The 24,186-nt window shown below is 70.9% G+C and carries 23 protein-coding genes; 13 read left to right on the top strand and 10 right to left on the bottom strand.

Features of this window, described 5'->3' with window-relative positions:
* The first annotated feature begins 131 nt into the window (after window positions 1-131).
* Window positions 132-2,150, top strand: a complete 2,019-nt coding sequence (ftsH, locus tag AB0K35_RS08215; RefSeq protein ID WP_238667228.1) for an ATP-dependent zinc metalloprotease FtsH — start codon at window positions 132-134, stop codon at window positions 2,148-2,150.
* Between the two features lie 35 nt (window positions 2,151-2,185).
* Window positions 2,186-2,851, top strand: a complete 666-nt coding sequence (folE, locus tag AB0K35_RS08210) for a GTP cyclohydrolase I FolE (RefSeq protein ID WP_091403265.1) — start codon at window positions 2,186-2,188, stop codon at window positions 2,849-2,851.
* Window positions 2,852-2,958: 107 nt separating this feature from the next.
* Here the strand turns inward: folE and AB0K35_RS08205 are convergent, their stop codons facing one another.
* Window positions 2,959-3,603, bottom strand: coding sequence for a hypothetical protein (locus AB0K35_RS08205; RefSeq protein WP_363884516.1), 645 nt, complete (start codon window positions 3,601-3,603; stop codon window positions 2,959-2,961).
* Window positions 3,604-3,706: 103 nt separating this feature from the next.
* Window positions 3,707-6,268, bottom strand: a complete 2,562-nt coding sequence (locus AB0K35_RS08200; protein WP_363884369.1) for an FtsK/SpoIIIE domain-containing protein — start codon at window positions 6,266-6,268, stop codon at window positions 3,707-3,709.
* A 195-nt stretch (window positions 6,269-6,463) separates the two neighbouring features.
* On the opposite strand from AB0K35_RS08200, the gene AB0K35_RS08195 reads away from it, so the two are divergent.
* Window positions 6,464-7,018 carry a hypothetical protein gene (locus tag AB0K35_RS08195; RefSeq protein ID WP_363884514.1) on the top strand — a complete coding sequence of 185 codons (555 nt, stop codon included), beginning with the start codon at window positions 6,464-6,466 and terminating at the stop codon, window positions 7,016-7,018.
* Between the two features lie 6 nt (window positions 7,019-7,024).
* Here AB0K35_RS08195 and AB0K35_RS08190 read toward each other — a convergent pair whose 3' ends face one another.
* The 7 genes from AB0K35_RS08190 to AB0K35_RS08160 form a co-directional block, all read right to left on the bottom strand.
* Window positions 7,025-7,624 (bottom strand): hypothetical protein, encoded by a 600-nt coding sequence (locus tag AB0K35_RS08190; RefSeq protein ID WP_238667226.1) that lies wholly within the window; start codon window positions 7,622-7,624, stop codon window positions 7,025-7,027.
* A gap of 13 nt (window positions 7,625-7,637) precedes the next feature.
* Entirely contained in the window at window positions 7,638-8,816 is a 1,179-nt protein-coding gene (locus AB0K35_RS08185; RefSeq protein WP_363884367.1) for a M23 family metallopeptidase, read from the bottom strand.
* Window positions 8,813-9,370 (bottom strand): hypothetical protein, encoded by a 558-nt coding sequence (locus AB0K35_RS08180; RefSeq protein WP_357363171.1) that lies wholly within the window; start codon window positions 9,368-9,370, stop codon window positions 8,813-8,815. The genes AB0K35_RS08185 and AB0K35_RS08180 overlap by 4 nt, the downstream gene beginning before the upstream one ends.
* Window positions 9,367-11,322 carry an MFS transporter gene (locus AB0K35_RS08175; RefSeq protein ID WP_363884365.1) on the bottom strand — a complete coding sequence of 652 codons (1,956 nt, stop codon included), beginning with the start codon at window positions 11,320-11,322 and terminating at the stop codon, window positions 9,367-9,369. Before AB0K35_RS08175 ends, AB0K35_RS08180 begins: the two co-directional genes overlap by 4 nt.
* Window position 11,323: 1 nt before the next feature.
* Window positions 11,324-14,752, bottom strand: a complete 3,429-nt coding sequence (locus tag AB0K35_RS08170) for an ATP-binding protein (RefSeq protein ID WP_363884363.1) — start codon at window positions 14,750-14,752, stop codon at window positions 11,324-11,326.
* Window positions 14,753-14,822: 70 nt separating this feature from the next.
* The gene (locus AB0K35_RS08165) at window positions 14,823-15,185 is read right to left on the bottom strand and encodes a hypothetical protein (RefSeq protein WP_053654782.1); all 363 of its coding nucleotides are present in this window, start codon (window positions 15,183-15,185) and stop codon (window positions 14,823-14,825) included.
* 13 nt (window positions 15,186-15,198) lie between these two features.
* Window positions 15,199-15,513 carry a hypothetical protein gene (locus AB0K35_RS08160; protein ID WP_030327982.1) on the bottom strand — a complete coding sequence of 105 codons (315 nt, stop codon included), beginning with the start codon at window positions 15,511-15,513 and terminating at the stop codon, window positions 15,199-15,201.
* A 356-nt stretch (window positions 15,514-15,869) separates the two neighbouring features.
* On the opposite strand from AB0K35_RS08160, the gene folP reads away from it, so the two are divergent.
* From folP to AB0K35_RS08125, 7 genes are all read left to right on the top strand, one after another.
* Window positions 15,870-16,766: a dihydropteroate synthase gene (folP, locus tag AB0K35_RS08155; protein ID WP_363884361.1), complete on the top strand. Its 897-nt coding sequence runs from the start codon at window positions 15,870-15,872 to the stop codon at window positions 16,764-16,766.
* Window positions 16,763-17,131: a dihydroneopterin aldolase gene (gene folB / locus AB0K35_RS08150; RefSeq protein WP_363884359.1), complete on the top strand. Its 369-nt coding sequence runs from the start codon at window positions 16,763-16,765 to the stop codon at window positions 17,129-17,131. The genes folP and folB overlap by 4 nt, the downstream gene beginning before the upstream one ends.
* Window positions 17,128-17,655: a 2-amino-4-hydroxy-6-hydroxymethyldihydropteridine diphosphokinase gene (gene folK, locus AB0K35_RS08145; protein ID WP_238667219.1), complete on the top strand. Its 528-nt coding sequence runs from the start codon at window positions 17,128-17,130 to the stop codon at window positions 17,653-17,655. The genes folB and folK overlap by 4 nt, the downstream gene beginning before the upstream one ends.
* A gap of 19 nt (window positions 17,656-17,674) precedes the next feature.
* Window positions 17,675-18,211, top strand: a complete 537-nt coding sequence (locus tag AB0K35_RS08140) for a DUF3180 domain-containing protein (RefSeq protein ID WP_357363180.1) — start codon at window positions 17,675-17,677, stop codon at window positions 18,209-18,211.
* Window positions 18,212-18,330: 119 nt separating this feature from the next.
* A complete protein-coding gene (locus AB0K35_RS08135; protein ID WP_238667217.1) occupies window positions 18,331-19,545 on the top strand; it encodes an ABC transporter permease in 1,215 nt (404 codons plus the stop codon).
* Between the two features lie 53 nt (window positions 19,546-19,598).
* On the top strand, window positions 19,599-19,907 hold the full coding sequence (locus tag AB0K35_RS08130; RefSeq protein ID WP_091403607.1) for a hypothetical protein: 309 nt from the start codon (window positions 19,599-19,601) through the stop codon (window positions 19,905-19,907).
* A gap of 53 nt (window positions 19,908-19,960) precedes the next feature.
* Entirely contained in the window at window positions 19,961-20,464 is a 504-nt protein-coding gene (locus tag AB0K35_RS08125; protein ID WP_363884512.1) for a hypothetical protein, read from the top strand.
* Between the two features lie 52 nt (window positions 20,465-20,516).
* Here the strand turns inward: AB0K35_RS08125 and AB0K35_RS08120 are convergent, their stop codons facing one another.
* Entirely contained in the window at window positions 20,517-21,494 is a 978-nt protein-coding gene (locus AB0K35_RS08120) for an ATP-binding cassette domain-containing protein (protein WP_238667216.1), read from the bottom strand.
* A gap of 29 nt (window positions 21,495-21,523) precedes the next feature.
* Here AB0K35_RS08120 and AB0K35_RS08115 point away from each other — a divergent pair, with 29 nt between their 5' ends.
* The 3 genes from AB0K35_RS08115 to AB0K35_RS08105 all read left to right on the top strand — a co-directional run bounded on the left by AB0K35_RS08115 (window position 21,524) and on the right by AB0K35_RS08105 (window position 24,152).
* On the top strand, window positions 21,524-22,210 hold the full coding sequence (locus tag AB0K35_RS08115) for an ABC transporter permease (RefSeq protein WP_091403225.1): 687 nt from the start codon (window positions 21,524-21,526) through the stop codon (window positions 22,208-22,210).
* Window positions 22,207-22,947 carry an ABC transporter permease gene (locus tag AB0K35_RS08110; protein WP_210780819.1) on the top strand — a complete coding sequence of 247 codons (741 nt, stop codon included), beginning with the start codon at window positions 22,207-22,209 and terminating at the stop codon, window positions 22,945-22,947. The genes AB0K35_RS08115 and AB0K35_RS08110 overlap by 4 nt, the downstream gene beginning before the upstream one ends.
* A 200-nt stretch (window positions 22,948-23,147) precedes the next feature.
* Entirely contained in the window at window positions 23,148-24,152 is a 1,005-nt protein-coding gene (locus tag AB0K35_RS08105) for a glycine betaine ABC transporter substrate-binding protein (RefSeq protein WP_238667215.1), read from the top strand.
* The last annotated feature ends 34 nt before the right edge of the window (window positions 24,153-24,186 follow it).

The following is a 24,186-nucleotide window of genomic DNA, read 5'->3' as shown; positions in this document are numbered from 1 at the left end:
CGGTAGTTTTCGCGCCTCGGGGTCGAGGCCGGCCCGCACGGCGGCTCCGGCCGCCGCTCAACGCGGCGACACCATCAGACGGTCAGGACGTCGATCAGGAGGATGCGGGCGCTCCGGCGCTCGACAACAGTATGGAACGTACGCGTTTCTTCCGCCGACCGGTGGTCTGGATCATCCTGGTCATCCTCGGCGCCGTTGTGCTCAGTCAGCTGTTCACCAGTGGTCCCAGCTACCACCGCGTGGACACTTCCGTTGCGCTCGATCAACTGCACACCGCCAAGATCAACAAGGTGGTCTTCCAGGACAAGGAGCAGACGCTCCAGCTGGACCTGGCCCAGAAGACCAAGTTCGGCAAGACCGAGACCAACAAGATCGAGGCCCAGTTCCCGTACCAGGCTGGCGACCAGATCTGGAACGAGGTGCTGGACGCCAAGGCGAACAACCGGGTCACCGGCCCGGCCGACGCCAAGGTCTCCTCGGACAGCATCTGGGTGAGCCTGCTGGTCAACCTGCTGCCGATCGCGCTGCTCGTGCTCCTGCTGCTGTTCTTCATGTCGCAGATGCAGGGCGGCGGCTCCCGGGTGCTCAACTTCGGCAAGTCCAAGGCCAAGATGATCACCAAGGACACTCCGAAGACGACCTTCGCGGACGTCGCGGGTGCCGAGGAGGCCGTCGAAGAGCTGTACGAGATCAAGGACTTCCTGCAGAACCCGGCCAAGTACCAGGCCCTGGGCGCCAAGATCCCGAAGGGCGTGCTGCTGTTCGGCCCGCCCGGCACCGGCAAGACGCTGCTGGCCCGCGCGGTCGCCGGCGAGGCCGGGGTGCCCTTCTACTCCATCTCCGGCTCCGACTTCGTGGAGATGTTCGTCGGCGTCGGCGCCAGCCGGGTCCGTGACCTGTTCGAGCAGGCCAAGACGAACGCCCCGGCGATCGTCTTCGTCGACGAGATCGACGCCGTCGGCCGGCACCGTGGCGCCGGCATGGGCGGCGGCCACGACGAGCGGGAGCAGACGCTCAACCAGCTGCTCGTCGAGATGGACGGCTTCGACACCAAGGGCGGGGTCATCCTGATCGCGGCCACCAACCGGCCGGACATCCTCGACCCGGCGCTGCTGCGTCCGGGCCGGTTCGACCGGCAGATCCCGGTGGACGCCCCCGACATGGAGGGTCGCAAGGCCATCCTGCGGGTGCACGCCAAGGGCAAGCCGTTCACGCCGGACGTCGACCTCGACGCGGTTGCTCGTCGTACGCCGGGCTTCAGCGGCGCCGACCTGGCCAACGTGATCAACGAGTCGGCCCTGCTCACCGCTCGCAAGGAGCAGCGGGCGATCTCCAACGACTCGCTGGAAGAGTCGATCGACCGGGTGGTCGCCGGTCCGCAGCGACGCACCCGGGTGATGAGCGACAACGAAAAGAAGATCACCGCGTACCACGAGGGTGGTCACGCTCTGGTCGCCTGGGCGCTGCCGCACGCCGCGCCGGTGCACAAGGTGACGATCCTGTCCCGTGGTCGCTCGCTGGGCCACACCCTGGTGCTCCCCACCGAAGACAAGTACACCCAGACCCGCGCCGAAATGATCGACACCCTGGCGTACGCGCTGGGCGGTCGCGCCGCTGAGGAACTGGTCTTCCACGAGCCGACCACCGGTGCCGGCAACGACATCGAGAAGGCCACCCAACTGGCCCGCGCGATGATCACCCAGTACGGCATGAGCTCCAAGCTCGGCGCGATCAAGTACGGCACCAGCGGGGACGAGCCGTTCCTCGGCCGCAACATGGGCCACGAGCGGGACTACTCGGACTCGGTGGCCGCCGAGATCGACGGCGAGATGCGGGCACTGGTCGAGCTGGCGCACGACGAGGCCTGGGAGATCCTGGTGGAATACCGGGACGTCCTCGACAACATCGTGCTGGAGCTGATGGAGAAGGAAACCCTCTCCACTGCCGACATGGCGCGGATCTGCTCCCGAGTGGTCAAGCGCCCGCCGCTGGCGCCGTACAACGGCTTCGGCAAGCGTCAGCCCTCCACCGAGCCGCCCGTGCTCACCCCTGCGGAGAAGGACAAGCTCAAGGCGCAGGCCCAGGCCGACGGCGCGCAGGCGTCGGTTGGCGGCGTGGCGCCGTCCAACAACTCGGACGGCACGCACTGAGCAAGGACCCGACGGCCAGCTCCCCACACCGGGAGCTGGCCGTCTCCGCGACCGAACCCGACGGCGACGACGAGCTGGACTACGTGGCCGCGCGGCTGATCAGCGGCAAACTGACCGGACGCCCCGTCGAGGACGCTGTCGACCTCGGCCGGATCGAGAAGGCCGTCCGGGAGATCCTGATCGCGGTCGGCGAGGACCCGGACCGCGACGGACTCCAGCAGACCCCGGCCCGGGTCGCCCGTGCGTACGCCGAACTCTTCGCCGGCCTGCGGGTCGACCCGGCCCAGGTGCTCAGCACCACCTTCGAGGCCAACCACGAAGAGCTGGTCATCGTCCGGGACATCGACGTGATGAGCCTCTGTGAGCACCACCTGCTGCCCTTCAGGGGCAGCGCGCACATCGGCTACATCCCCGGCCCCGACGGGCGGATCACCGGCCTGTCCAAGTTGGCCCGACTCGTCGAGGTCTTCGCCCGTCGTCCGCAGGTGCAGGAACGGCTCACGTCGCAGGTCGCCGACCTGCTGATGAGCAAACTCGCACCACGCGGCGTCGTCGTCGTGCTCGAATGCGAACACATGTGCATGGCGATGCGCGGCATCCAGAAATCCGGTGCCAAGACCATCACGTCGGCCGTACGCGGCATCCTGCAGTCCGACTCCAAGTCGCGGGCCGAGGCGATGGCGCTGATCATCCCCCGCTGACACCCCGACACACCACGGCCGGCCGACACCCATCCGGGACGGCCGGCCGTTGCGTTTCCCCACCCACCCCACGTTGTTCCGGCCGGGCGGCTTTCCGGCCCGGCCTGTCAGCCAGCGAGCAGCGCCAGCAGCAGGCCCGCCGTGGCCAGCACCGCCGGCACCAGGCACACCAACGCGCCGAAACGCACAGTACGGTCCAGCCGCTCGGCGGGGCTGACCCGGAACAACCGGCCAATGCCGATCCAACCGGCCACGAACGCGACCGCCGGCATCGGCAGCCCACAGATCAACGCCGCCACGCTGGCCGGTCCGACCCCCGTCGCCGCCAGAACCACGACCTGAATCAGCGGCACCAGCAGCGCGAACGGCCCGTACACGAGGAGGTTGCGCGCCCGCGCGGGCCAGGACCCCGGCCGGAACCGGCGGCGCGCGGCCAGCGCCGCGTCCGCCGCCTCGGCCCAACCCCGCGCGGTCCGCAGCGCCGCCAACACGGCCGCCGGTCCGCCCGCCATCGACCGGGACGCCTCGGTCAGCTCCGGCGGCGACGGCACCAGGGAGATCGCCGGTACGCCCAACTCGCGCAGTCGTTCCTGCTGACTCGCCAGCCCGGTACGGACCACCGTCAACTCCTCCCGGGCGGCTTCCGCCGACCGGGCCTGCTCACCGGCTGCGGCAGCCGCGCCCCGGCGTACCCCGTCCAGTTGGCGGGCGGCCGCAAGATACTCCGTCCAGGCCGTGCTGGGCTCGACCACCCGCGGCGTGGCATCCCCGGTCGCCGCAGCTGCCCGCTGCCGCCCCGGCCCGGTCACCGTCACGATCGGATCCACCTTGACACCCTCCACGCGCGCCACCCGATCAGCCGGCCTCGTCGGCGAACGGCACCAGGACGGTGCCCCGCTCGTCCGGCCCGTCCCAGAGCACCGCCCGGTCGGGGCGCAGCTGCCACTCGACCGGCCTACCGAAGACCGCTGTGAGCTGCGCGACCGGCACGTCCAGCACGGCCACCGCCGCCAACTTGTCGACCTCGCCCGCCGGCTCGAACAACGCGGCGAACGGCGGCACCGCACGCCACCAGCCCAGTAGATGCCGCCCCGCCGGCGGTCCGTCCCGCAGAAGCGACCGCAGCCGCTCCACCGGCAGCTCCCGCGGACCCGGCCGGTCCAACCCGAAGACCACCAGGTACGTCGGCAGGTCGTCGGCGGTGTCCGCGAGCAGTGTCGGCAGATCCACCAACTCGGCCGGATGCCGAGCCGCCAGATCCGCCGTCAACGCCTCCGCCAGGGCCCGCGCGCCCGGGTCCGGTGCCGCCACCAGGAAGCGGGCACCACCCGGCGCGTGGTGAGCCGACGTGCTCCGCGCCGCCGTCGCCAACAACCCGCCCGCCGCGGTACCCGAGCCCAGCACCGCGAGGTTGCGCCCGGCCGCCGGCCCCAGCGGCACGGCGACAGTCGAACGGGCCACGTCCACCGCCCGGCCCAGCAGAGCCGCCGGTCCGTGAGCCTGCCCCGCCAGGGCCGCCCGGTGGCGCGGATCGTTTCCCAGCAGCGGCCGGGCGTAACCCGCGAAGACCACCGGCGGCACCGACCCGGCCGGACGGGCCGCCCACAACTCGTGCCGCAGCGCCTCCACAACCTCCGGATGATCCAGCGGATCCGGGTGACGGATCAACCGTTCATGACCCCGGATCGCACCCCGTGGGCCGCCCAGCCCACCGGCCGTGTTCACCACCGCGCTGCCCACCGGCAGACCGGCTGCCGAATCGTTCGTCGGCTCCAACACCGGGCTGCCACCCGGAAGCGCCACCCGTACCGGAAACTGCCCGAGCATCGAATCCCGATGACCAGCATCCGCGCGCGCACTCAGCCCCAACTCGCCCGCGCCCGCCAGGACCAGGTGCACGCCGTACGCCCGACCCGCCCGGGCCAGCCCGTCCAACTGGGCGGCCACCTCGGCGGCCAGCCGGTCCCGTTCGGCGAAGAGCAGCGGCACATTGTCCACCACACAGACGATCCGGGGCAGCGGCTGGTGCTGACGCAGCTCCGCAAACCGTTGCCCCCCGGCCCGAGCGCCCGCCTCCGTGCGGCGCTGGACCTCGGCCGCCAACTCGTCCAGCAGATCCCGGACGTACTCCCGGTCGGCGGCCATCGCTGCCGCGCGCACCTGCGGAACCCACGATCGGTCCCGCTCGGTCTGCAAGAACTCCACGAAGGACTCGCCGTCGCCGAGATCCACCAGGTAGAAGGCCAGGTCGTCCGGCCCGTAACGGGCGGCCAGGCCGAGCAGCGCGGTGGTCAGGAACGCCGCCCGGCCCGCTGCGGACCGGCCACTCACCAGCCAGTGCGGGGTCAACTCGGTGAAGCCCAGCGGCACCGACCGGCCCCCGGCATCGCCGACGGTAGTGGTCAGCCCGTCGGCCGAATCCGACTCCCACAGTCGCTCGCCCGTCGGCGGCAGCAGAGCACCCAACGCCAACCGGGAACCCGCCTCCACCTGCTCGGCGAGCCGCCGACAGACAGCGTCGACCAGCTCGGCCGGCGGGTCCGACTCGACGAAGACCGGCGAGTTCAAACCGCCCGGCGGATCGGCGCCCGGCCCGGCGAACGACGCCCCCGGCGGATCGCCGAGCAACGCGTACGCATTCCGCAACGCCAGCGAAGTGGTGTGCGGCAGCGGTGCCCGGGCCGAGTACGGGCCCGCCGGCGGCCAACCCGCCACCACCAGGTGCAGCCCTGCGGTTGGCCCCTGCTCGGCCAACGTCTCAATGCGCGCCAGATCGCTCGGGCCGGTCGACTCCGGAAGCGCGGCCACCACGAGCAACAACGTCCGGTCGTGACGGCGTCGCCCACTCGCCCCCGGCGTCACCCACTGCTCCGCCTCGGTCAGCACCGCGCGCAGACCCGCCACGTCCACCGCCGGTGGCGGCAACAGGCCAGCATCCGCCAGTGCCCCGAACGGCGTCAGCACCGCCCCGGTGGCGTCCACCGCGCGAATCAGCAGGGCACCCGCCGGTGCCGCACCCAACAACCGCAGAAGTACGGCCCGGAGCAACCCCGCCACCCGTGGCTCCCGCGCGTCAGCGTCCACGCTGAGGTGACCGACGCCGACCAGCGGCACCAACGCGGGGAAACGAGCGTCGTCCAACGGCGCCGCAGTACCGACCCGGACGAACGGCGGCGGACCATCACCTGCCGGCGAGTCCACGGTGAGCGAATCCAGTGCCGCGCCCGACCAGCCCGGCGCCAGCAGGGCCGCAGCCGTCCGTAACCGATCGGCCACCTCGTACTGGCGGCGCTGATCGGCCGGAGCCGGCCGCGTCTCGTCCAGGATCCCGGCAGCCGCGGTCGCGACGGCCGCCGCCCGACGGTGCAGGGCTGCGGCGCGGTTCGTGCGAGCCTTCGGACCGGCCACCGCGTCCACCCCCTCTACCCGAGGTTGGCAACCCCTCCCCAAGCAGAGACGGTATCCCAGCCGACGGTCCTCCTCCGGGAGGTGCCTCGGTGCTGCGCCGGTGTTGTAGTGGATCTCACCGGTGGGGAGGGGTCCGTCACGATCCGCTGGATCTGAGGCATTGGCTCCGGAGCGTCCAGCCGATAACTTCAGGAGGTGGAATCAGTGCAGCCCCCCGCCGGTTCCCAGGTCTCCCGCGTACCGGCCCAGCGGACACCGTCCGAGCAGTTGCCGCCCGCCCCGGCAACGCCGGCACCGCAGCCGCCACGCCGCCGAATGCGGACGGTGCTCACTGTCGTCGCTGGCGTGCTCGCCCTGCTCTGCCTCGGCGGGGTCGCCACCGTTCTGATTTGGTACAACCGCGCCTCAACGCCCGACCGCAGCACACCGGACGTTGTCGTGGCTAATTATATTCAGTCATTTCTTGCAGACCGGAACGACGCGAGAGCAAGCGAATTCGTCTGTCAGAGCGGTGCAGATATCGATGCTCTGCGGCTTCTTCGGGAGGATCTGGTAGCGCGTGAACTGCGCTTCAGCGCAAAGATCTCGGCAAGTTGGGAGAATTTTGCTATTCAGCGGCAGGACGATTCAGCCAAAGTTGAGGTCGACCTTATCCTTTCGGCCTTCGTGGACGGGATCTCGCAAAGCGATCGTCAGCGGTGGCGGTTTGAGACACTGCACGAAGACGGCTGGCGGGTATGTAAGGCCGAACGATCTTGAGGAGGTTCACTCGATCCACAAGAGATGTACTGGAACCTCCAACGTGGTGGGTGACTGGCCGCGCCAGGCCCAGCGGTACCACTCCACCTCGGGTGTGACTCGCACGCAGATGTCCCCTTCGGCGCCCGAGTAGGTCTCGGTGACCGCCCGAAGGTCACGGTGTTCCAGGCCGCCCTCGACGTGCACCACCCGCCGACCGGTGACCGCGTCCGCTTCGAAGACCGGTGTGGGGGTCCGGTGTGCGGGGCCGTCCAGCGAGACCAACCGGATGCCCGTGTCCCGGGCGTCGTCCACACCCGGACGGCCGCCGACCGTCTCCACCCAGACCCGCTCCACCGGCACCAACGGCGCGAACACCTCGACCTGGTCGGCTTCGGCTCGGTACCACTCGTGCTCGGGGATCACCGGCACGTAGGTCCGGGCGCTCTGCACCACCCGGTCGTCCGCGCGCAGGTCCCCGCGCCACCCCATCCCGGGCAGCCCGACCAGCACCCGTCGACCGCGAAGCTCGACCCGCTGCGTCGCTGGGACGATGGTCAGTGGTCTCGGTGGCTGCGGTGCCCAGTCCGGCTGGTCTGCGAATGGGTCAGGTAACGGTCCGGTCATAGCCGTGATGGCCTCACCCGGCGGCGCGCAGCGGGGCACCCCGCTCGCGCATGAACGGGCCCGGGTTCACCGCCCCGGACGCGCTGCGGTCGTTGCGCAGGTGTACCTCGAAATGCAGATGCGGGCCGGAGGAGTTACCACTGCTGCCGACCTTGCCGATCACCTGACCGGCAGTCACGATCTGATCCTTCTTGACGAAGGGCTGAACCACCATGTGGCAGTACCGAGTGATGTAGCCACCGGCGTGCAGCAGGTCGACGAACCAGCCGCAGCCGCCCTTGCCGGGGAAGCCGTCCACGTTGCAGTCCTGGCGGCCGCGGCGATCCTCGTCGCAGGTGGAGACCAGCACCCGACCGGTTGCTGCCGCGCGGATCTCGGTGCCCTTGGCCGCGCCGATGTCGACTCCGTTGTGGCTGGGTCGGCTGGCGGTGCGGAAACCGGAGCCGACTCCGCCGGGGATCGGCGCGGTCCAGCCGGAGGCGGCGATCTGACCGCGTTCGGCCGCGTTGCACACCGCCTTGCCGTTGATCTCGACGGTGCGGGCCGCGCCGCCGGCCAGCGCGTCCACGATCCGGCTGGCTGCCTCTTCGTGCTTGGCGTACGCGTCCGGGTATGCGCTGACCTGCACCCGCTGCGCGACAACTGTCAGCGGTCGTTGCTGCCAGCTACCCACCTTGACGAGCTTCTCGTAGAACTTGCGGGCCGCGTAGGCGGGGTTCAACCGCTCGGCGACAGTGCCCCACCCCGGCCGCTGCTGAAAAAGGCCCAGTGAGTCGTGGTCCGCGCCTACTCCCTCGTGCGGCAGGGCCAGGGACTCGGGTACGCCGCTGTTGGCCAGGTTGCGTAGGGCGGACTCCTGCATCGCGGTGGCGAGGGCGACCACCCAACCTCGCGAAGGTACGCCCATGTCCTGGCCGACCTTGATGATGATCGAGGCATTGCGGACCTGGGTATCGCCGTACTGGGCGAATCGCGGCAGCTTGCCCGCGATGTTGACCGCTCGGACCGGCCCGCACTCCCTGCCTGCCATGGTGTCGCCGTTCTCGGCGTCGTCGCCTCCCAGCCCGGTGAGGAAGAACGCCGCAGTGCCGCCGGTGCAGCAGAGCAGAAGCAGCATTCCGGTGAGCACTGCGGCGACCACACCGAGCCGGAGGGGACCACGGCGGAGTTTGGCGCTACCAACGTCGGTCATGGCCGCTCCCAGTCCAGAACGTCGACCAGCCAACCATCATCGGAGGTGACCAGCTCCAACCGGAGCCCGCCGGCATCGAGGGGAAGCAGCAACTCGACGAACGTCTCGGTCCGCTCTCGCATGGTTGGCGGACCGGTGACCTTCTCGGCCGGCACGCTCTCTGGCTCGGCGCCGGTCAACTTGTCCCTCAGCGCCGGCGTGGAGAGTGGCCGTAGACCAGCCTGCCACTCTTCGGTGGTCATACCGGGACGGCCCAGCCAGGCCTTGGCGAAGCGGTCGGCGGTCTGTTCGGGCGTGCGGGCGCCGGGCGACGTCACGGGTGACGGTGGCGCCGCGCTGTTGAGCAGACCGTCGTCGCCGGCCGTCGGGTCCACTGTGATGATCGGCCCATCCGGACGGGTGCTCAACCCATCGGCTGAATCGCCCGGGTTGGAGATCAGCCTGGCCGCCCCGAGCACAGCGACGACCACCACTCCGATCACGAGCGCCACGCCCAGCCGGGACCGCAGCGCCCGGGTGAAGACGAATTCCAACGCCCGTCGCATCACCGTCACCTCGCCTCTGAGCGCACCCGAGGTCCGGTGCGATCCGTTACACGCTCGCTGGAGCCCGGGCGGTAGACCACGAACGACGGGTTCTCAGCCGGAACATCCGGCTCGGTCCAGGTCGCTGGCTGTCGGCGTCGGGGCTGCGGGGCCGTTGGGCGGCTCCGACCTCTGCCCTCCTCCGCCGGCGCCTCGTCGGGCCGCTCGCGACCGTCTGGGCGCACCGCGTCTGCGCGTCGGCCCTCGGCCGCGGCTGTCGGCACCGGGGCCGGGTCCTCCCGCCGCGCCTCGGGTCGTAGCCGGGTCTGCGTTGCGTCGGGCGACCGTCGACGTCCGCCCACCGGCTCGGCGGTGCCGCCCGGCTCGGCTACGTCCAGTCGTGCGGCGGTACGCATGTCGCGGAAGAACCGGCGGTGCCAGGACCCGGCCGAACTGACCGCTTCGCTGCTGTCCTTGCCGCCGAGTTGCGTGATCCGACGGTACGGCCGCAGCAACAGCCATCCGACCACCCCGCAGAGCCACACCAGCACCACCTGAAGCCAACCCGGCAGGGTGGGTGTGCTCATGATCAAATCGACCGCGAAGAGGTAGATCGCGGCACCAGTGCCGAAGATGGCGATGTTGAAGACTGCGGCAACGACCGCATTAGCCAGTCGGCGTAACCCGGCGCTGGCGGGTCGCAGTAGGCCGATCGTGCCGAGAATCGGAGCAGCGATCACCGCCCAGCGGAAGATCAGGAAGCCGAGCAGCACGAGCACCGACGCGGTGAGGTCGAACATTGCGAAGAGCACGGCCGCGAGCACCGCGATGAACCCGGAGCCAATCCGATCCATGTCGCGGGTTCCCGTTAGGAACTCATACGCCTCCGGGTCCTCGGCCTTAATCTGCTCGGCAACTGTCATCCACTGCTGTTGCTTGGCCCCGATCACTACATCACGAGTGGTGGGATTGGAGCGGATTGATTCCGCCTCACCCCAGCTAAGCGATTTGGCGTCGTAGAGTGCCCGGCCGTACTTTTTAGCGGTCTCGCTGTCGGCTGAGCCAAGCACACCACGTAGCCAGTTGCGGTAGAGCATCGATTCAGTAGCGGTGTCGCTGGCCCGGACGGCCGGTGGCCGCTTGTCGATGCAAGCGTCCGGATTGGGAAGCACGCACTTGTCGGTCGGGATATCTTTTGACGCCGGACCTAGCGCATCGTGTACGACGCCGAGCGAAGTGATCAGGGTGCCGTCGGCGATGTTCGCCGACTTGACGGGCCAGGCCGCCAGCGCGGTGACCGCCACCATCACCAGTAGCGCCCACCCTGCCGTCGTCATCGCATTGCTCATGTCCGACTGGCGGGAGCGCCAGAGCAGGTAGAGACCCACCACGCAGAGCGTGACGATTCCGAAGACGCTGAATACCTTCTCGTATACGCCTTTGGTGGCTTTCTCCACCAGCGGGTCAGCCCAATTCCACATCGAGCGGGGATCCCAGGCCCGCTCCCGCAGGGCGTTAGAGGCACCCACGACCGCCGTGGCGATCATGAGCTCACCGTTGGCGACGGTGGTGGTGAACTTGTAGTCCGGATGAAGGACGGTGGATGCACATCCACCCTCCACGTTGTAGGTGTTGAAGCTGTAACCGCCGTAGCCGTAGTCGCTGTAGATGCCCTTTGGCCCGGGCAGCTTGGACGAGTCCGGTCGGGAGGCGAACCAACCAGCCAAGCCCGAATCCGGGGCGGAAGGCACAGGTGGCTTGAGGCAATCGATCTCTGCCTTGCTGACCTGCTTCAGCTTTGCCACGCAGGCGCGGAAGTCGGCTTGCCATTCGGCGGTCGTGCAGAGGTCGGCGCGGGCCTGGGCAGTAGGCGGTGCGGCGGCTGCGGCCTCCGCACCGATCAGCGGCCAGCTGAGGGTGGCCCCGGCCAGTACGCCAAGGGCGAGCAGGAACGACACGGTCCTTGCCCAGGCCCTAGCCATGTCACGCCTCCAGATCCGGCAGGGGGATGCTCGGCAGGACTCCGGCCGCTGCGGCGATCGCGGCGGGCGTCGTGTCGAGGTGGTCCAGCAGCCCTTCGACGTACGAGACGTCGACTCGGACCTTCTGCACCCGGCCGTCGACGTCACGCATCACGAACTCCCGGAAGCCGAGGCGGGAGGCCGAGTTGGTGTCGGCGGCGGAGAGTGAGGCGAGGGTGGCCTCGTACCCGTCGTTCACCGGCACCCGCAGCAGCCGTAGCGCTTCGGAGGCGATCTCGGCGTCCTCGGCGATGCGACCGACGAAGACTGTGGAGACGAGGTTCTGTACGTCGAGGCCGAGGATGTCGCGGGGGTTCTGGGAGGCGACAAGCGCGGCAAGGTTCCACTTGCGGGAGTCGCGGGCGAGTCGGACCAGGAAGGAGCGCCCGGACCGCCAGCCCTCCATGAAGTGCGCCTCGTCGAGGCCGACGAGCTTGCGGGACGACATTGAGCCGCCGTAGCAGCGCCGGACGGCGAGCCGGTGCGCGGTGTGCAGCATCGGCAGGGCCAGTGCTTCCTCGGCTGACCAGTACTCGCGTTCGATCTTGAGGTCGGGCAGCCGTAGCCCGGCCATGGTGATCACGGTGAGTGCCGCGTCGGCACCGAGCAGCCCTTCCGGCGGTCGGCCGAAGAAGAGCATGGCCAGTGGCATCTCGGCGGTGTCCAGCAGCAGGTTGGCCAGTTCCTTGCCGGCGTCGTCGTCGAGCCGCCCGAGGCAGCTCACCACGTCGTCCAGGGTGGAGGTCTCCTCGGCGGGGACCTGGCGGACGGCGTGCCGGAAGAGGGTGGCTGTCGACGCTTCCCTGGCCACCTGCGGCGGGACGAGCATCATGCAGATGTCCTGGACCAGCATTCGCCGCTCGGCCCGGGCGTTGGAGACCGCGATCTCGAACTCCCGGTCGCCGGCGGCCCCGGTGCCGAACTCGGAGCGCAGCGGCGTCGGGATGAGCGAGTAGGGCGCCAGGGTGCCGTGCTCCGAGCCGGTCAGGTTCAACACCCGGGAGTAAGGCCGCAGCTCGGGCATCGCGCAGAGGCGGGCCAGCGGGCCGGACGGGTCGAGCAGGGTCACCTGGACACCTCGGCGGGCGGCCAGGTAGCCCAGGGCGCCGAGCAGGGTGGACTTGCCACCGCCCGGTTCGGCGACGAAGACCGCGAGCCCGGAGCGTTCCCGGACCTCCATGGGGAAGTGCAGGTCGAGGAAGACCGGGCGGCGGCAGGTGCCGGCGGTTCGGCCGATCAGGTCGCCCCGCCGGTCGCCCACGTTGGATGCGGCCTGGGGGAGCGCGGCGGCGAGCAGCGGTACCGGCATGCGACGCACGTAGCCGGTGTTGGCGATCGGCTCGCCGGGGATGAACTCGCGGGCCAGCCAGTCCTGGTTCTTCGGGTGCTGCAGTGAGATCCGTAGCTCGCGGGAGTAGAGCTGGATGAGCCGGCGGGCCCGCTCCAGGCATTCCTCCCTGGTCCGGCCGCCGACAGCGATCCGGTGCCAGCCGTGCGCACGGGCCGAGTCGACCGGCAGGCCGGTGGTCATCTCGTCGCCGATCACCAGGGCGCGCTTGGCCAGTCGCTCCAGCTCAGGGGGCGCGTCGATGCCGTGTTCGGCGTAGTCGAGCTGTTGCGAGCGGATCATCCGCAGCCGGTGTTCCAGATTGCGGAAGGAGTCGCCGGAGCCGAGGATGTCGACGCGGGTGGAGATCTCCATCGGCCACGGCAGCCGCTCGTGGAAGTGCAGCCAGGGCTCGTGTCGTTCCGGAATCTCCAGCGGTTCCATCCGGCCGACAGCGAGCACTGCCACGTGCCGTTCCTCGCCGGTCATCCGGTTGACCAGCTTGACCGTCGAGCCGTACGGGGTGCGGTAGCGCTCGACCTGCTCGGTCATGGCGAGCAGGTCGCCGCGTTCCCAGCGCCCGTCGGTGACGGGGGAGAGGGTGCTCGGCGGCGACATGCACAGCGCCACCGAGCGGTAGAGCAGCCATTCCAGCTCCTGGGCGGTGACCCGCCGGCCGCGCATGCCGAACGCCCCGAGCACCTCGTCGAACTGTTCCACTGTGCGGCCCAGCTTGCGGCGTTCCCCGTCGGCGGTGCCCCGGCCGAAGGTGCGCAGCAGCCGCTCGGTGAGCGAGTCGCCGAGGGAACGCCGGGCGAAGGTGACACCCAGGTAGGTCTGGCCCTCGGCGTGGTTGACCGCCATCAGGTGGCGTTGGGCGGCGACCAGATGATCGGCCCAGCCGGTGGTGCCGGGGACGTCGGGCAGCGGTGCCGAGGTGTGCGTGTCGATGGTGCGCGCCCACTCGTCGGCGGGGAACGGCCGGGTGGTGCGGCGCAGGTGCAGTCGGAAGCCGGCCAGGCCGGCGTACTGCTCGGAGATCGCCGACAGCAGCGCCTCACGCTCGGCGTCCGGCCGGAACGCCCAACGGACCTCGGGCAGCCAGTACCAGGCGGTGACGGTGTTCGGTGTGAAGGTGAGGTGGCCGGCGATCTCGGTGATGGCCAGTTCGACCGACGGATCCCGATCCCCGAATTTGATCTTTGGAGCGCGAACCCGGGTCGGCTTGATCGGTCGGTCCGGACGGCTCGCCGTGCGCTGTCGGGGTGCGGCCATCTCCTTGCCGGTGCTCCTGGGCCGATCCGCGTCGGTGGCCCGGCGCGCCGTACGTTCGAGAGCTGGCCGATCCGCAGCCGTGATCATGGCCGGCTGCTCCGTCGGAGCAGTGGACCGGCTGGCGGAGGCCGTCGGCTGGGGTGGCGCTTGAGCCGCCGGTCGGGCCGGCGACGTCGCTGTGGGGCGGCCGCCCGGCGCGGTGTTGGCGGGTCGGCGGACCGGGCTGGTGGTCACCGACGGCGACCCGCCGTCGGTGGGTGACTCGGACTCGTCCGGCGGACGCAGCATCGGCCGTCGATCGCCGGCCTGGTGCGGCACCCGGGACTCGTTGGTCGGGTGGCCGCCTCCGTGCCGTGGCTCGACGGGTCGGCCACCGTTGCCGGCCGGCGTCCACTGTGGCTCGACCTCGGGAACCGCGCGGGCTGGCGCCGGGCTGGCGGTGGGCGGCGGCTGGTGCGGGATCGCCGGCTGCTCGCGGGTGCTCGGGCCGGCGGTGACCGCTCGTGGCGAGGCGGGTCGCCCTCCGCCGCCGAAGAGGTCCAGGAAGGGGGAGTCGATGTCGGCGTTCTCGCCGGCCGAGACGGCGGTGGGCTCGGCCGGTGGCGTCCGGCGGGGAACGGGCCGGGGTGCCTGGAACACGCCGACGGCACCGTGGCCGGGTGACGTCACCAGCGCGGGGTCGAGGGCAACCTCATCCTCGTCCTCGGTGTAGTCGATTGAGTGCGCATGGTGACCGGCTGGTGCGCCCGGTCGGCCGGCCGGGGAGCCCGGCGTGGAGGAGCGGCTCATGCGATCGCCTCGGCGACTGTCGGCAGACCCATGCCCGCGTCCTGCGACGGACCGTTCGACGTACGTCCGGTCATGCCAGCTCCTCCCGAATCCTGATCCGGCTGCCGACCAGGCGCGGATCGCGCTGCTCGACCGCCGGCTCCCGGGTGCGTCGCCAGTCGGTCAGCGCGGTGCGGATGACCACCCGCGCCGGCCGATCGGGGTCGACGTGCCGGAAGATGAACGACGTGGTCACGATGGCGAGCGCGATCTCCCAGGCTGGGAAGAGCTCGACCGTCAACGTGAACAGCCAGTGGATGAACATGTAGAGGGGGACCAGCAGCATGAAGAGCCCGTACTGGGCGTAGGGCAGGTGAACCGGAAGGGTGTAGCCGGGCGGCCCGAGGTAGACCAGGCGGGCCCGGTAGATGTCGTCGTCGGTGCGTAGCCGCATCTGGTGAACGCGCCTATTCGAAGATCAGGTCGATCAGGTAATCGCCGACGAAGAAGAGTGTTGCCGCGCCCGCGATGAAGGCGAGCCCGACGATGGCGATCGCGGAGCTGGTCAGCACCTTGGAGATCTCGCCTCGGCTGGCGCGGCCGATGAAGATGACACCCAGGACGGCGAGCAGGATCGGCGCGATCTTGCTGGCGAAGAAGGTGACGACACTGTTCGTGTCGATCCCCTTCGGTGCCGGCTCCGCGAGTGGAGCCGACGCCAGGGTGGAGAGCGCGTGGGCGACGCCGGACGACGCCGTCTCCATGAGCTCGAAGGCGATCACTGGAACCTCCCCATAGCGCGGCCGGCGGTGCCGCGGCGGTGCAATAGGCAAGCCTGGCGGGAAAAGTGCTCCACAGGGCATGGCGTTCTTGACCCTGTGTTCGTTACTCACCACGGAGGGTGGCGAGGTTTGGGCGGTTTTCCCCCGCTTCGGCCCTCCCTCCAAGCTTCGCCATCTCGATGCTGGCCAATTCCAAAGCGTACGGGCCGCCCCGGATTGCGACAAGCCGCGAAGGGGCTGCCCGATACTGCCCAGATGACCGATCGTACACCTGTTCCAATCGGCACGTCAGGGGCAGTGGTGCGGGGCCTACCCGGGTCGCTGGGCACCGCCACCGCGACCGGTACCGTCTAGTCGTGACCGATCTGGTGCGGGCTTCGGGCCCGGTGGTGATGGGCGTCCTCAACGTCACACCGGACTCCTTCTCCGACGGCGGACGGTACGCCGACCTGGACGCCGCCGTCGGACACGGCGTCCGTCTACGGGACGCCGGTGCGCAGCTGGTCGACATCGGCGGCGAGTCGACCCGTCCGGGTGCCGAGCGGATCGACGCCGCGACCGAGGCCGAGCGGGTGTTGCCGGTCATTCGCGAGCTGACCGCCGCCGGTGTGGCGGTCAGCGTCGACACCAGCCGCGCGCGGGTCGCGGAGGCCGCCCTGGCCGCCGGCGCGGCAGTGGTCAACGACGTCTCCGGTGGCCTGGCCGACCCGGACATGGCCCGGGTGGTCCGCGACGCGCACTGCCCCTGGGTGCTGATGCACTGGCGTGGGCACTCCCGTGCCATGCGCGAGTTGGCCACCTACACGGACGTGGTGGCCGAGGTCCGGGCCGAGTTGGCCCAACGGATCGACGCGGCGCTGGCCGCCGGGGTTGCCGCCGACCGCCTCATCGTCGACCCCGGGCTCGGCTTCGCCAAGACGGCCGCGCACAACTGGGAGCTCAGCGCCCGCCTGCCGGAGTTGCTGGATCTCGGCTACCCGCTGCTCTTCGGCGCGAGCCGTAAGTCGTACCTCGGTGGGTTGCTCGCCGCCGCGGACGGTACGCCGCGACCGACCGCCGAACGGGAGGCGGCCACCGTGGCCACCAGTGTGCTGGCGGTCGCCGCGGGCGCCTGGGGCGTACGCGTGCACGACGTGCGGGCCACCGCCGACGCGCTCGCCGTCTGGGCGGCGACCGGCAGCCCCCGCCTGGCCGTGCCGCCGCACGACAGGATGCGGACGCAGGACGATCACGAGCAGGGGGTACGGCGATGACGACGGATCGGATCCAGCTGACCGGCCTGCGGGCGCGTGGTCGGCACGGGGTGTACGACTTCGAACGCGAACAGGGGCAGGACTTCGTGGTCGACGCCGTCCTGGAGCTGGACCTCGGCCCGGCCGCCGCCAGTGACGACGTCACCGCCACAGTGCACTACGGCGAGTTGGCCGAACGCCTGGTCGCGGTGGTGACCGGTGAGCCGGTCAACCTGATCGAGACCCTGGCGGACCGGCTCCTCGCGGTCTGCCTGGCAGACGTTCGGGTCGACGCCGCGACGATCACCGTGCACAAGCCGGAGGCTCCGGTGCCGCACACCTTCGCCGACGTGGCCGTCACCATGACCCGGGCGCGTTCCCGGTGACCCGGGCGGTTCTCTCGCTCGGCAGCAACCTGGGCGACCGCCTGGAGCACCTGCGCACGGCCGTCGCCACCCTCGGCGACGCGGTGCTCGTGCTCTCCGGGGTGTACGAGACTCCACCGTGGGGTGACACCGATCAGCCCGCGTACCTCAACGCGGTGGTGCTCGTGCAGGACGAGAGCGCGACAGCGCGCGACTGGCTGGAGCGGGCCCGCGACGCGGAGCGCGCGGCCGGCCGGGTCCGTGACCCGCAGCGGCGGTTCGGGCCGCGCACCCTCGACGTGGATGTGATCGCGGTCTGGGGCGACGACGACGAGCCGGTGCTCAGCGACGAGGAGGAGCTGACCCTGCCGCACCCCCGGGCGCACCTGCGCGCCTTCGTGCTGCGTCCGTGGATCGACATCCAGCCGTACGGTCGGCTGCCCGGTCACGGCTGGCTGACCGACCTGCTGACCACCGGCCCCGCCGCTGACGAGGCGTTGGAACTGCGTCCCCGGCCGGAGTTGGCGTTAGAGTCGACGGCATGACCGAGCGGAACCGGCCGGCATGACGCAGGCGAAGCCCCCACCCCGCGGGTCGGGCCCGGACGGGTCGCGGATGGGCCCCACCCGGATCTCGACCCTGGTCGTGGCAGGCCTGGCTGCGGCGGCGGTGGCCTGGCTGCTGATCAGCACCCTCTACTACAGCGGCATTCCCCGGCTGCCCTGGCTGCCGGTGGTGACGCTGGCCGGGCTCGCGGTGCTGGAGGCGTACGCCGCGATCAACACCCGGGGCCGGATCGAGCGTAAGCCGGGTCGGGAGCCGGTCAATCCGCTGTTGGTCGCCCGTTTCGTGGTGCTGGCCAAGGCGTCGGCACTGGCCGCCGCGATCTTCGCGGGCTTCTACGCGGGGCTCACCGGCTGGCTCTTCGTGGAGACCACCCGCGCCGCCCTGGACGATCGACCGGCTGCCGGCGGAGGCCTGCTCGCCTCGCTGGCACTTGTTGGTGCCGCGCTCTGGTTGGAGCGCTCCTGCCGGGTGCCGGAACGCCCTGACGACGAGCGCGAGCAGGACCAGCGGGAGAGCCGCCCCGGCCAGCGCTGAGCAGGGGGTTACGCCCGGCTGCGGTCGCGGGTACGGTGCCTGCGATCGGGGAGCAAGGGCCGCCCAGGGTCCGTCCGTGCGCCGGACTGGGGACGGTCGGCCACTGGGGAGGCGGCGTCATGGGGTACGAAGAAGCGGGCCGGGACCGGTCGGCCGAACCCTCGTCGGGGGTGCCGGCCGCCGTCCTGGACAACGTCTTCGACGATCCCGCCCACGGTGAGCCCGGCCGGGACCGGATCGGCGTACACCTGGGGTGGGAGCTGCTGCTGCTGGCCGGGCTGGCCGCCGTGAGCTGGCTGCTCTGGCGGGAGGATCCGGCCGCGGTGCGCGACGGCAACCTGCGCACGCTGCTGATCGACGCGGTCGGGCTGGGGTTGCTCGCCCTGGCCGCAGGGCTGAGCCTGCGGACGTCCGCGCCGAACCTGGCCGTTGGCCCGATCGCGGTGGCGGCCGCCCTGCACTACGCCGAGCAGGGTGACCGGGGCCTGCCGGCGTCGCTCGGCCCGGCCGTGGCGGTCGCCGCGGTGGGTGGGTTGGCGTTGGCGCTGGCAGTGGTGGTGCTGCACGTGCCGGGCTGGGCCGCCAGCCTGGCCGGCGCCGCCGCCGTGGTGGTGTACATCGAACGCCGCTCGGCGCCAGTGCTGGTGCAGGGCGACTACGACCCCACCAGCAGCGCCGGTTACCTCTTCGCCGGCTTCGCCGCGGTGGCCGTCCTGGGTGGGCTGTTCGGCGCGATCCGGGCGATCCGCAGGCTCGTCGGCAGGTACCGACCGATCGCCGACCCGGCCCGTCGGCGGGGCGCGGTGGCCGCAGTGGTGACCGCCGTCGCGCTTGTCGTCTCCACGGTGCTTGCCGCTCTGGCCGGCGTGCTGCTCGCCGCCAACGGCCCCGGGCCGGTGGCGCCCACCTCGGGGCTGGACTGGACGGTGCTGGCCATCGGGGTGGCCCTGCTCGCCGGCACCAGCGCGTACGGCCGCCGGGGCGGGGTGTTCGGCACGCTGCTGGCGGTCGGCCTGGTCACTGTCTTCCAGGTGTACGCGCCGGAGCGTGGCTGGACGCTGAGCAACTGGGTGGTCGGCGGGGCGGCGCTCGGCGTCGGGCTGCTGGCCACCCGGCTGGTCGAGACGCTCGGGCGGCCTCGACCGGGCGGCCCTGAGCGGCCCGAGCCGGTCAGCGACGGCACGATCAGCTCGGGCTGGACCACACCGCAGCCGCAGTCCGTCGACAACTGGCCTCCCACGCTGCCGACCCAGGCCGCGCCGCAACCGGTCGACCCGTGGCGGGATCCCCGGTGGGAGGACGGCCCGCGACGGTGGGACACCGATGAGCGGTGAGCCGCGTCGCGTCCGCCGAGCCGGAGCTGATCTCGACAGTTAGGCTCGGCGACATGACCGACTCACCTGCCGCCACCCCGGGCGGAACCTCGTTCGAGGAGCTTGACGCGCTGTCCACCGAGGAGTTGCGGGAGCGGGCGTTCGCCCGGGCCCGGGAGCACCGGGACGTGGGCTTCTTCTGGTCGGTGCTGCGCCACCTGCCGAACGCGGACGAGGCCACGGTGCTGGATGGCGCCCCGAACTCGATCGGCCCGACGATCGACGAAGCCAACGCGCTGTGGCGGGAGCTGACCGGTCACGGCTACGAGGAGTCGGCGCCGCTGCTGCGGGCCGCCTTCATCGACTACCTGATGAAGCACTGAGCCGCTCGGGGCAGCCCAGGTCCACCCGAGCCACCGGTTCGGGGCCTGGGCAGATCGCGTCGCTCGTCAACCGTTCCGGCCCGGTCAGCCGCTACGGCACGGCCGCCGGCACCGGCGCGCTCGCCGTGTTGCTGCTGGTCGGCATCTGCGGCAGTCCGGCGTACACCGGCTGGGCCGTCACCCTCACCAATCCGGAGTCGGCCGGGGCCTTCTACGCGCGCCTGCTCGCCTGGCCGGCCTGGCGGCTCGACGCGGACGGGCAGGCCGGCGGGTTGTTCGCCGCCGACCTGCGAGCCGTGCTGCTGGTGGTCCTCGCTGTGGCGCTGCTCTACCTGTTGCCCGCGGCCCAGGTCGCCCGGGTGCCCGGCCCGGTCAGCCAGTTCTTCTCCGGCTGGGCCGCATACGTGCTGGCTGGCGGGCTGGCCGCAGTGCTCGCGGCGCTGCTCGGCCCTGCGCCGTCGCTCCTGGGGGCACTGCAGGACGCCAGCACCGGTGCCGGTTACGGCTTCCTCACCGGGTGGATCATCGGCATCGCCAGCCTGGGCGGTCGCGCCTGACCTGGCCGAGGCGGGGTCAGGGCGCGACGGTCGTGCCTGCCCCAAACGGGGGTCAGCTGCTCGGGCGGCCGAGGTCGAGGAGGCGCTGTCGGCTCAACGCGCCCACCGGCCGGCCGGCGTCGGTCACCAGGAGCCGGTCGCGGCCCGAGGTGAGCAGGACCGCCAACGCGTCGTACGCCGAGCCGTCCACAGCGACGGTGGGCAGGTCCGGTGCGGCGTCCTCGGGCACCGGCTCCAGCGCCTCCCGGTCGAGCGGGGTGACCGCCAACCGACGGATGCCCCGGTCGGCGCCGACGAACTCGCGTACGAACGCGGTGGCGGGTGCGCCGAGCAGCGCGGCTGGGGTGTCGTACTGCTCCAGGTGCCCGCCCTCGGAGAGGACAGCGATCCGGTCACCGAGTCGGACGGCCTCGTCGAGGTCGTGGGTGACCAGCACGATCGTCTTGCGTACCTCGGCCTGGAGGCGCAGGAACTCCTCCTGGAGGCGGGCCCGGACGATCGGGTCGACGGCCGAGAACGGCTCGTCCATCAACAGCACCACCGGGTCGGCGGCGAGCGCCCGGGCCACCCCGACCCGCTGCCGCTGGCCACCCGACAGCTCGTGCGGGTAGCGACCGCCGAACTCCGCCGGGTCCAGTCCGACCAGGTCGAGCAGCTCGTCGACCCGGGCCCGGGTCTGGCTCTTGGGCCAGCGGAGCAGGCCCGGCACGGTGGCCACGTTGGCCCGCACGGTCTGGTGTGGAAAGAGACCGACGTTCTGGATCACGTACCCGATTCGACGGCGCAGTCGCACCGGGTCGACGTTCGTGACGTCCTCGTCGCCGAGCGTGATGCGACCGGCGGTCGGTTCGATCAGGCGATTGATCATCCGCAGCACCGTCGACTTGCCGCAGCCGGACGGGCCGATCAGCACCACCAGCTCGCCGGCCCGGACCTCCAGGCTGAGGTCCCGGACAGCTTCAGTGCCGTTCGGGTAGCGCTTCTGGATGCCCTCCAGGGAGATCGACGCCGCGCGAGGGGATTGGGCCACGCCGGCAGCCTCCGGGGTAACGTCCACGTATGTCCTTCCGCCTGAGCTACCGGGCCGACCCGGGTAACCCCTGGTTCTCCTGGCAGTACGTGCGGGACAACTCTGACACGATCCTCGCCGCGGTGCGCGAACACGCCTCCCTCACCGGGCGAGCGGTGCTGATCGCGGTGCTGATCGCCCTGCCGTTGTCCGTGCTGGCGTACTGGGTCCGTCCGCTTGCCGGTCCGATCCTCGCCGTCAGCGGGGTGGTCTACACGATCCCGTCGTTGGCGCTCTTCGCGTTCATCGCCCCCTACCTGGGCACCGGTGCGACCACTGTGCTGGTCGGGCTGGTCCTCTACGCGTTGCTGCTGATCGTGCGCAACGTGGTGGCCGGTCTCAACCAGGTGCCTCCGGAGGTTCGGGAGGCCGCCGAGGGCATGGGTTACGGTCGCTGGAGGCGGCTGTTCCGGATCGACCTGCCGCTGGCGCTGCCGGGCATCGTGACCGGCGTACGGCTGGCGACGGTCTCGACGGTGGCGTTGGTCACTGTCGGGGTGCTGGTCGGGCACGGCGGGCTCGGTCAGTTGATCTTCGCCGGCTTTCAGAACAACCTCTACAAGGCCGAGATCATGACCGCTGCACTGCTCTGCGTGGCGCTCGCCGTCGTGCTCGACCTGCTGCTCATCCTGGTCGCCCGACTGGTGACTCCCTGGTCCACCCGGAGGGCACGGTGACCGTGGCGGAAAACCCGATCGGGCAGGCCATCACCTGGATCAACGACCCACTGAACTGGACCAACCCCGGCGGCATGCTGGACCGGCTCGGCGAGCACCTGACGATCTCGGCCCTGGCGGTGGCGCTCGGCTGCCTCGTGGCCTGGCCGCTCGGGCTCTGGTTGGGGCACCTCGGTCGAGGTGGCGGCCTCGTGGTGCTGATCTCCAACGCCACCCTGGCCATCCCCACCCTGGCGCTGCTGACCATCCTCCCGGTCGTCTTCGCCAGCGGCTTCGGGAAGACACCGGTGGTGGTGGCACTGGCTGTCTTCGCCGTGCCGCCGCTGCTGGCCAACGCGTACACCGGGGTGCGCCAGGTGGACCCGGAGGCCCGCGACGCGGCCCGGGGGATGGGCCTGTCCGGCGGGCAACTGCTGCGCCGCGTGGAGTTGCCGCTCGCGGTGCCCTACCTGGCCGCCGGGTTCCGTACCGCTGCGGTCCAGGTGATCGCGACAGCGGCGCTGGCCTCCTTCGTCAACGGCGGCGGCCTGGGCCAGATCATCCGGACCGGCTTCGGCATCGGTATCGCGGCCGGCGGCGGACAGATCGTCGCCGGTGGTGTGCTGGTGGCCGGGCTCGCGTTGCTGGCCGAGGTGGTCCTCGGCGGCGTCGAACGGCTTGTCACCCCCAAACCGCTGCGGCGCGGGCGGCAGCGCCTCGGGCGGCCCCGGGCCGCCGACGCCACCGGCAGCGCCTGACCCGTCCGGGTGAGCCCGCGTCGAGCTGGCGACCCACGCCCGTCAAATCGGTGACGATGGGGTGACGAAGTCCATCCCAAGTTGTCGGTCGGTTCCGGAGCATGTTGGGTGGACATTCGCGGGCGGCCGACAGTCAGGATCGCCCGTCGGACACGCGGCCGGCCCGGGACGGGCCGCGCCGGGACACGGAAGGCGGGCACATGCGCGCACGTACACGTCTGGCGATCGGGGCGGTCAGCGCCGTCGCCGGGGCAGCACTCCTCACCGGCTGCGGTGACGCCGGCTCGTCCGGCACCGACGCACCCCAGACGAGCGCCTCCGGCGCCGGGTGCGCCCCGGTCGCCGGCCAGCAGCTCATCGCTCTGCAGGACGACAAGAAGCTCCAGAACTCTGACAACGTCATTCCTGCGGTCAACAGCAAGGCGGCCAACCCGCAGCTGATCGCCGCACTGGACAAGGTCTCCGCCACGCTCGACACTCCGAAGCTGATCCAGCTCAACAAGGCCGTCAACGAGGACCGCAAGACCCCCAAGGTGGCGGCCGAGGAGTTCGCCAGCGCCAACAACCTCACCGCGGGCATCGCCAAGGGCCCGGGCGGCGACATCACGGTGGGCGCCGGCAACTTCGCCGAGAGTCAGATCCTGGGCGAGCTGTACCGGATCGCGCTCACCGCCGCCGGCTACCAGGTCAAGGTGCAGCAGATCGGCAACCGGGAGCTCTACGCGCCGGCCCTGGAGAAGGGCGAGATCCAGGTCGTCCCGGAGTACGCGGCCACAATGGCCGAGTTCCTCAACACCAAGGCCAACGGCCAGAACGCCCAGCCGGTCTCCTCGCCGGACATCAACACGACGGTGACCGCGCTGAAGGCCGAGGGCGACAAGGCCGGCCTCACCTTCGGCACCCCGGCCGCCGCACAGGACCAGAACGCCTTCGCGGTGACCCAGGCCTTCGCCGACAAGTACGGCGTGCGGACCCTCTCCGAGCTGGCGGCGAAGTGCTCCGGCAGCGCGACTGTGCTGGGTGGCCCGCCGGAGTGCGAGCAGCGTCCCTTCTGCAAGCCGGGCCTGGAGAAGACCTACGGGCTGTCGTTCGGCAAGTTCTCCTCCCTTGACCAGGGCGGGCCGCTGACCAAGAGCGGGCTGCGCGACGGCTCGATCAGCGTGGGTCTGATCTTCTCCTCGGATGGCGCCTTCGCCACCAGCTGAGCGCTTTCCGCACGTGCTGCGGACGCCCTCGCCC

The organism is Micromonospora sp. NPDC053740 (assembly GCF_040677775.1).
In the GTDB taxonomy this organism is placed as follows: domain Bacteria; phylum Actinomycetota; class Actinomycetes; order Mycobacteriales; family Micromonosporaceae; genus Micromonospora; species Micromonospora alfalfae.
Note: the sequence above shows the minus strand (reverse complement) of the source record. Positions and strands in the feature narration are given on the sequence as shown.

Bases quoted from the DNA above. Each gene is read 5' to 3' on its own strand.
- ftsH (WP_238667228.1), top strand. From the start codon at position 132: ATGGAACGTACGCGTTTCTTCCGCCGACCGGTGGTCTGGATCATCCTG.
- AB0K35_RS08190 (WP_238667226.1), bottom strand. From the start codon at position 7,624: ATGACCGGACCGTTACCTGACCCATTCGCAGACCAGCCGGACTGGGCA.
- AB0K35_RS08185 (WP_363884367.1), bottom strand. From the start codon at position 8,816: ATGACCGACGTTGGTAGCGCCAAACTCCGCCGTGGTCCCCTCCGGCTC.
- AB0K35_RS08175 (WP_363884365.1), bottom strand. From the start codon at position 11,322: ATGGCTAGGGCCTGGGCAAGGACCGTGTCGTTCCTGCTCGCCCTTGGC.
- AB0K35_RS08170 (WP_363884363.1), bottom strand. From the start codon at position 14,752: ATGAGCCGCTCCTCCACGCCGGGCTCCCCGGCCGGCCGACCGGGCGCA.
- AB0K35_RS08165 (WP_053654782.1), bottom strand. From the start codon at position 15,185: ATGCGGCTACGCACCGACGACGACATCTACCGGGCCCGCCTGGTCTAC.
- folB (WP_363884359.1), top strand. From the start codon at position 16,763: ATGACGACGGATCGGATCCAGCTGACCGGCCTGCGGGCGCGTGGTCGG.
- AB0K35_RS08140 (WP_357363180.1), top strand. From the start codon at position 17,675: ATGACGCAGGCGAAGCCCCCACCCCGCGGGTCGGGCCCGGACGGGTCG.
- AB0K35_RS08135 (WP_238667217.1), top strand. From the start codon at position 18,331: ATGGGGTACGAAGAAGCGGGCCGGGACCGGTCGGCCGAACCCTCGTCG.
- AB0K35_RS08130 (WP_091403607.1), top strand. From the start codon at position 19,599: ATGACCGACTCACCTGCCGCCACCCCGGGCGGAACCTCGTTCGAGGAG.
- AB0K35_RS08115 (WP_091403225.1), top strand. From the start codon at position 21,524: ATGTCCTTCCGCCTGAGCTACCGGGCCGACCCGGGTAACCCCTGGTTC.
- AB0K35_RS08105 (WP_238667215.1), top strand. From the start codon at position 23,148: ATGCGCGCACGTACACGTCTGGCGATCGGGGCGGTCAGCGCCGTCGCC.